At 67.4% G+C, this 1,590-nt stretch carries 3 protein-coding genes; 1 reads left to right on the top strand and 2 read right to left on the bottom strand.

From position 1 onward, the window contains the following. Positions 1 to 258, bottom strand: a 258-nt coding sequence (locus AC3XYG_RS01725) for a protein NO VEIN domain-containing protein (RefSeq protein ID WP_489138085.1), incomplete at its 3' end; no start/stop codon positions are given. Between AC3XYG_RS01725 and AC3XYG_RS01720 the strand changes: the two genes are divergently transcribed. Then, entirely contained in the window at positions 140 to 544 is a 405-nt protein-coding gene (locus AC3XYG_RS01720; protein ID WP_489138086.1) for a protein NO VEIN domain-containing protein, read from the top strand. The genes AC3XYG_RS01725 and AC3XYG_RS01720 overlap by 119 nt on opposite strands. A 22-nt stretch (positions 545 to 566) precedes the next feature. Here AC3XYG_RS01720 and guaA read toward each other — a convergent pair. After that, a partial coding sequence (gene guaA, locus AC3XYG_RS01715) for a glutamine-hydrolyzing GMP synthase (RefSeq protein ID WP_489138084.1) occupies positions 567 to 1,590 on the bottom strand: 1,024 nt, incomplete at its 5' end.

Genomic DNA, 1,590 nt, shown 5'->3' with positions numbered 1-1,590 from the left:
GGCCAGTTCATTGCGGGTGATGTGAAACGGCGTGCGTTCCCAGCCATTGGTCGTCTTCACCTCGATCAGCCGGTCGCTGCCATTGGTTTCGAAGCTCCGGATGTCATAGCCGGCCCCGTCGCCATCGACATGCGACCCACTGGATGCGCTCGGCAAGGTCGGTCCGGCCGGCGGCACGCAGGCTGGCGAGGAACGGGTCCTTGGCCACGAACACGCCAGCCTGCGTGCCGCCGGCCGGACCGACCTTGCCGAGCGCATCCAGTGGGTGTCGCATGTCGATGGCGACGGGGCCGGCTATGACATCCGGAGCTTCGAAACCAATGGCAGCGACCGGCTGATCGAGGTGAAGACGACCAATGGCTGGGAACGCACGCCGTTTCACATCACCCGCAATGAACTGGCCGTCGCCGACGCCCATCGCGACGACTGGCGGCTTGTGCGGTTGTGGAACTTCGCCCGGGAGCCGCGGGCGTTCGAACTGCGGCCGCCGCTTGAGGCACATGTGTCGCTGATGGCGACCAGCTTTCAGGCGAACTTCCTGTAACGGCTGTCTACCGGCCCTCCCCTCACTCCCACTCGATCGTCCCCGGCGGCTTGGAGGTGATGTCGTAGACGACGCGGTTGATGCCGCGGACTTCGTTGACGATGCGGGTCGAGACCCGGCCCAGGAATTCATGGTCGAACGGGTAGTAATCGGCGGTCATGCCGTCGGTCGAGGTCACGGCCCGCAGCGCGCAGACGAAGTCGTAGGTGCGGCCGTCGCCCATCACGCCGACGGTGCGCACCGGCAGCAGCACGGCGAAGGCCTGCCAGATCGCGTCGTACAGGCCGGCACGGCGGATCTCCTCGAGATAGATCACATCGGCCTTGCGCAGGATCTCCAGCATGTCGCGGCGGATTTCGCCGGGGATGCGGATGCCCAGGCCCGGCCCCGGGAACGGGTGGCGGCCGACGAAATCCTCGGGCAGGCCGAGCTCGCGCCCCAGCACCCGGACCTCGTCCTTGAACAGCTCACGCAGCGGCTCGACCAGGGCCAGCTTCATCCGGTCCGGCAGGCCGCCGACATTGTGGTGGCTCTTGATCGTCACCGACGGGCCGCCGGTGAAGGACACGCTCTCGATCACGTCGGGATACAGCGTGCCCTGGGCCAGGAAGCGGGCGCCGTCGATCTTCTCCGCCTCGGCGTCGAACACCTCGACGAAGGCGGCGCCGATGGTCTTGCGCTTCTGCTCGGGGTCGCTGATGCCCTCGAGCCGGCCGAGGAACATCTCCGACGCGTCGACATGGATCAACGGGATGTTGAAATGGCCGCGGAACAGCGACACCACCTGCTCCGCCTCGCCCGTGCGCATCAGCCCGGTGTCGACGAAGATGCAGGTCAGCTGCTCGCCGATCGCCTCATGGATCAGCACCGCCGCCACGGCACTGTCGACGCCGCCGGACAGGCCGCAGATCACGCGGCCGTCACCGACCTGGGCGCGGATCTTGGCGATCTCCTGGTCGCGGAAGGCCGCCATGGTCCACAGGCCGGTGCAGCCGCAGACATGGTGGGTGAAGTTGCGCAGCAGCGCCGCGCCATGCGGCGTGTGC

It is taken from the genome of Inquilinus sp. (assembly GCF_057815775.1).
This window is presented reverse-complemented; position numbering and strand designations above follow the sequence as displayed.